This window comes from Geobacillus sp. (assembly GCF_017515625.1).
GTDB lineage: Bacteria > Bacillota > Bacilli > Bacillales > Anoxybacillaceae > Geobacillus > Geobacillus stearothermophilus.
Window position 1 is genome coordinate 1 of sequence record NZ_JAFWFM010000099.1, and the last position, 5,533, is coordinate 5,533.

At 49.0% G+C, this 5,533-nt stretch carries 4 protein-coding genes and 2 pseudogenes; 2 read left to right on the forward strand and 4 right to left on the reverse strand.

The features are described 5' to 3' along the window. Positions 1 to 185, reverse strand: a pseudogene (locus IKE44_RS06260) (transposase); the annotation flags it as partial. A 114-nt stretch (positions 186 to 299) separates the two neighbouring features. Between IKE44_RS06260 and IKE44_RS06265 the strand changes: the two are divergent. Beyond that, positions 300 to 713, forward strand: a pseudogene (locus IKE44_RS06265) (IS1634 family transposase); the annotation flags it as partial. 175 nt (positions 714 to 888) lie between these two features. Here the strand turns inward: IKE44_RS06265 and IKE44_RS06270 are convergent. Next, positions 889 to 1,317 carry a DUF3888 domain-containing protein gene (locus IKE44_RS06270; protein WP_015374612.1) on the reverse strand — a complete coding sequence of 143 codons (429 nt, stop codon included), beginning with the start codon at positions 1,315 to 1,317 and terminating at the stop codon, positions 889 to 891. Positions 1,318 to 1,516: 199 nt separating this feature from the next. On the opposite strand from IKE44_RS06270, the gene IKE44_RS06275 reads away from it, so the two are divergent. Then, positions 1,517 to 1,828: a hypothetical protein gene (locus IKE44_RS06275; protein ID WP_033017407.1), complete on the forward strand. Its 312-nt coding sequence runs from the start codon at positions 1,517 to 1,519 to the stop codon at positions 1,826 to 1,828. Between the two features lie 102 nt (positions 1,829 to 1,930). Here IKE44_RS06275 and IKE44_RS06280 read toward each other — a convergent pair whose 3' ends face one another. Both IKE44_RS06280 and IKE44_RS06285 read right to left on the reverse strand, forming a co-directional pair. Then, a complete protein-coding gene (locus IKE44_RS06280) occupies positions 1,931 to 3,364 on the reverse strand; it encodes a site-specific DNA-methyltransferase (RefSeq protein WP_287465342.1) in 1,434 nt (477 codons plus the stop codon). 227 nt (positions 3,365 to 3,591) lie between these two features. Beyond that, a partial coding sequence (locus IKE44_RS06285) for a DEAD/DEAH box helicase (protein ID WP_287465344.1) occupies positions 3,592 to 5,533 on the reverse strand: 1,942 nt, incomplete at its 5' end.

The window sequence follows — 5,533 nt, forward strand, 5'->3', positions numbered from 1 at the left end:
AGCTTGAGATCCTCGGCCACTTCGAATTGGTCTTTTTTCCGAACACGGCTGAGGGTGTTGCGGACTTTGTGCACGACACAGCGCTGCACATCGACTTTCGGATACACCGCCCGAAAGGCTTCCTCCAGCCCCGGAAGGCCATCGAAGACGCCAAGAAGCACTTCCTTGACGCCTCTTTGGTAGACCCGAGTTCGACAGTTTTGAGGCCATTTTAGGCAAATAAAAAGTCCAGAAATCCCGTTATATCAAGGACTTTGGGGTTGTCAACCTAGGAAAAAACCCTGAATTCCATAGGCACACGTTTAGCCGAAAAGTATGATGGCAAATATCTTATCCGCACGTCCGATGACACACTGTCTGCCGAGGATGTCGCGCTGGGATATAAGCAGCTGGTGGATATCGAGCTGGCTTTTCGTACACTGAAATCGACATTGGAATTGCGACCCATGTATCATCGCTTGGAAGACCGCATTCGTGTGCATGCGCTGCTCAGTTAGCTGGTTCTCTTGCTGGTTCGCATCGTAAAGATTCGGACCAACGAATCGTGGCCGAAAGTAAGAGAGGAATGCTAGCGTCTCACACTCGGACATTTTTCTTCGAAATACGGGGACCTTTATCAGCGGACAGAACTGACCGCCAAATAAGGGCAAACCTTTGCGACTCTAGGACTAGAGCCTCCACCGAAGATCCTAGACATTCATCCTCGCTCCTAGATACACGCCACAAGTATACCTAATCGCCTCTCAGCCCTTCTGCATCAAGGACTGAGAGGCGATTTATTTGCCTAGTCACTGTCGAACTCGGGCAGGAGAAAGCAGCTGTATAAGCTCAGCTGTTCCTCGCTGATTAGTGAGTCCATTATTTAGGAAAAATAAAAGAGGTAATACCCTATGTTTGTTTTTTTATCTTCTCTTCGATGTGCTTGTAATCAATAATACGAATTTTGTCAAAATCGATTTCAAGTGTTATTATATCAATTCCGTAAGGAGGGTTGTGAGCCCCTTTAAATGTTTCTACACGAATTTTGAGTAAGAATTTATAACGACTCCCGGGTTCTAAATTTTTAATCTCTAATATTTTAGGCTTCCACCACTGAATTCCAGATGGTTTTCCATAATAATCCTGTACTGCTTTGGTTATATAAGGCGTTAAGAAGTAAATTGAAAGGTCCTCTAAATCATTTTTATTAACCACTAATGTAGTTGTTGACTCTGTTTCATAAATTTTTGATTTGGCGACAATTTTAGTCCCGACACCATACATTCCGAATAATATTATCAAAAAGAGGGACATTACTCCTATAAATTTCCTGTTCATATTTGAATTCCTCCCACGAGGGCGATGCCTTTTTGCAGGAAGCTGCTATTTTCCCTTGTCAATCCTGCCCCCAACCTTATCTACGCTTGGCATACAAAATGACAATTTTTCGAACTTTCCACAACATCTATTATATCGACAACGACTACGTTATATACTGACATTAAGAATGATTTCACAAGTTAGGAGGACTTAAATAATGATCGTCCACGAACTGACAGACATCGAACATCTATTCACTGAACAATTGCAGGAAGGCTACTACGTGATTCGCGAAACATACCAAAACGTACTCGTGGAGCCGGAAGACGGCGACACCATCCGACAAGTGGACGCTGGAACGGAAGAAGTCGTCACCATCGTATTTGATCCCGGCGACGAATACTCCCTCATTTGCCTTGACACCTACACGTTCGCCGACGGCATCCCGTCTTTAGCGGAGCTCAAAGAAACGATTGCCGCGGAGTACGACGTCTTTGTCAACGACCGTTGGGATGCGGCGTCATTGTAAAAAGCGCCTGAAACGACGGACATCAGGGACTCGGAACATAGACGCAACGCCTGTTTTACCAAAGCGCTTTTCATCAGCCGAATCGAAAAGCAGCCCGTCCACCTAGCGAGCGGGCTGCTTCGATTTCTTCTCGAACCGAAACACGCGAAAGCCAATATCAAGCTCTGTCTTTCCCGTTTCACGGACGATTTTCTCCCCCGCGCGGCGGATGCGCTCGCGGCCAATGTCGCAAATCGTCCGAAACCCCACCCGATACGCCTCGGACGTTTCCGCAAGCGGCTCGGGAAGCTGCACCATTATAAACGACCGCCGGCCGCCGTCTTCAGCGTTTTGCTGCATGACGGCATGGGCTGTTGTCGCCGAGCCGGAAAAAAAGTCGAGGATGATGTCATTGTCCTTCGTTGTCAACGCCACCATACGCTGAATGAGCTTCACCGGCTTCGGGTAATCCATCACCGCCAGCCCATCGAACAGCTCCTTCAGCTCTTTTTTCGCCTCCTGCGAATGGGACACCTCATCATGCGTCCAAATCGTAAGCGGTGTCACCGTCGGCTTCACTTCGCTTAAAAACCGCTTCAGGCGCGGCACCCCGTTGCCGTCTTTGCCAAACCAAATGCGGTTGTCCGCCGCCAGCTCGGCGAAGCGCTCCTTTGTCACCCGCCAACAATACCCGTTCGGCGGCGAAACGACCCGGCCGCCTGGCGTCACGATGTCATAAATTTTTTCCGGAATCGGCGGACCGACCGACAAATCTCCTGACGTCCACGGCCCGCGCGGGTCGTTGTCCGGATTGGCATACCGCCCGTCCGCTTCCGGATGGCGCGGCAAGCCGTACCAAGCTAAACGGTCGATATTTTTCGCGTAACAGAGGATGAAGTCATGGTTGCGCGAAGCGAACTTGTTCATGTTCACAGGCGAAAACGCCCGCTGCCAAATGAACGTGGCGACAAAATTTCGCTCGCCAAACAGTTCATCGCACATTTTTCTCAAATTCGCCTGTTCTGTATCATCAATGGAAATAAACATCGCCCCTGTCTCCGCCAACAGCTCCCTCGCCACCCAAAGGCGCGGGTACATCATGTTGAGCCAGCCGGCATGGGCACGCGCTTCTTCCTGGATTCCGCTAGGAACAACGGCTTTCCCCTTGCGCCAATTGTCTTTGTACGTGAGCACTTTTCCTGTATTGTACGGCGGGTCGATGTAAATCATTTGGATGGCCCCTGCATGCGACGTCCGCAGCAGTTTTAATACTTCTAAATTGTCTCCTTCAATACACCAATTGTTTGTTGTCTCCCACTGCTTGCTCGCTGCCTGATCCGGCCGCAATACTCCGGACGCAGGCGTTTCAGCGAGCCGCCTCGCCTCTGCCTTCCCCGGCCACATGAACTCATATGCTTCCTGCCGTTTGTGACCGCCAAGCACCCTCTTCAGCCACTCCCAATCGATGCCCCCATCCACAACCGCTTCCGGAAAGAGCTTTTTGATCACCTCAAGCCTTGCATCCGACACCGATCTTCTCCCGCCGGCATTTGCCATGGCACGCCCTCCCTCCCCCTCCGCCATCTTGTCCGCAACATTTTTTTGTCCACGAAAAAGAGATCGTATTTCCAATATTTCGCCATGGCAAACCGTTTTCCTGCCACAACTCTTAGCTAAAAAATATCCCCACCTCCTGCAAACGGAAGCGGAACGTAGAACGTTTCATGCGAAGCGATTCCCTTGTCAGACAAGAGAATCCGCCGATCGGACACGAAAACGGCGCTTTACACAAGCTGTCTTCGCCCCACCACCTTCTCAGCGACCGCTTGCTGGATCTCGCTCATATTAAACGGAATAATGACATTTTCGGCTAAATGGCGCTTGCTTTCAAGCAATTCATGCATCAATTCCTCTACTGTTCCCTGCGGAAAGTGGGAACTGTCCCTCGTAATAATATGGTAGACATACACGTCCTTTTGCTGGCCGATGCGATATGCACGGTCAGTTGCTTGATTTTCGACCGCTGGATTCCACCATCTTGTGTAATGAATCACATGGTTGGCACTTGTGATCGTCAAGCCAACGCCGGCCGCTTTTGGGGATGAAATCATAATGCCAAAGCCTTGCATTTCATTAAAACGTCGAACAATCAATTGCCGATTTTTCGCATCGCCATCAATCACTGGAACAGAAATGCCGTATGTCTCCATAAAGATTCGTTTTAAAAGAAAGTGCAGTTTGCGAAATTCAGTAAAAATGAGCACTTTCTCTCCCTTTTGCCGAATCGTTTCAATGATGTGCATCGTTTCTTTCAGCTTCGGCACTTCTTGATAAGAGAGCTGTTCATATTTCGGAATGACCGCACCGGGATGGCCGTACAGTTGACGGAGTCTCATAATCATATTCAAAATGGCGACCTGACCAACTTCTTTTGTGGCCAGCATTGACTGGGCAATCTCCTTCTGTATGGGCGAAGCTTCAACATAAATCGGCGGAACAAGGTGTTTTTTAGGCAAACGGTCATCGAGAATTTGTTGCTTCGTGCGGCGCAAATAGTACGGTTGGAGGGCCGCAAGCAACGCATCATAGTCCGACGTTTCTACATAGCGGAAGCGAAATTCTTTTAGAGAGCCTAAAGCGCCGGGCTGGACAAAGTCCATAATCGCCCAAAGTTCGTCTAAACTATTTTCGACCGGCGTGCCGGTCATCGCTAAACGGAAACGTCCTTGCATGGCGCGAATGGCGCGTGAGCGCTGGCTAGTATGAGATTTAATGTTTTGCGCCTCATCACAAATAATCGCTTGAAATTCAATTTTCCCCAACAGAAGCTGGTCCATTTTGAGCGTGTCATAGCTTGTCAAAACGATATCAAACTGTGAAATGAGCTGCGACGAAGCCAGCCGTCCTCTTCCTTTATGAATATATAAACCGTCCAACAAGCTTGGGGCAAACTTTTCGATTTCCGCCACCCAGTTCTCAATCAGGGCTATCGGCAGGACGATCAACGTCGGCTTCAACCGCCCATTTGCTTTTTGATGCAGCAAAAACGCAATGACTTGAATGGTTTTTCCAAGCCCCATATCATCGGCAAGCAGGCCGCCCCTTTCTTGCTCTGCCAAGTGACAGAGCCACTCAAAGCCTTCGATTTGATGCGGAAAAAACTCCGCTTGCAGCTCAGATGGAATCGGATAGCGCCGGCATGATGCCTCTTGGGCGCTGTCTATCTTGTATTCAAGTTGTTCTTCGTTATCTTTAATATCAAGAATATACCGGCGCTTCAACGCTTCATCGGCGTCTTTCGGCAGCTGCAGCAGCTTCCGGCGCAATAAAGGATCTAGGTAAATCCATTTGCCGTTGTATTCGACATATTGCTGATCCGGATATTTTTCCATCAGTTCGCGCAAAAACGTCTCATCGTACGGAACGGTATGCCCGCTCTCCTCATCAAACCATTGCATTCCGGTCCGCTCATGAAAAAAAGGGCGAACCCGTTCAATCGGGATAAGGCCGCGGACACGTTCTGAAAACTGGTCCAAATCAAATAAATAATCATGCTCAGGCAAGACGGCAGCTGGATTTTCCAAAAACAGCGGCACTTCTTCTCCCGTAATATGCCGTTTTTGCTGCAAATGCATCATATCAGCATGAACCTGCTCCGTGCTGACGAAACGGCTGCGCCCATGGCCTTTTTTTATGCTGCTAACCCGTTGCAGTCGTTGAAGATGG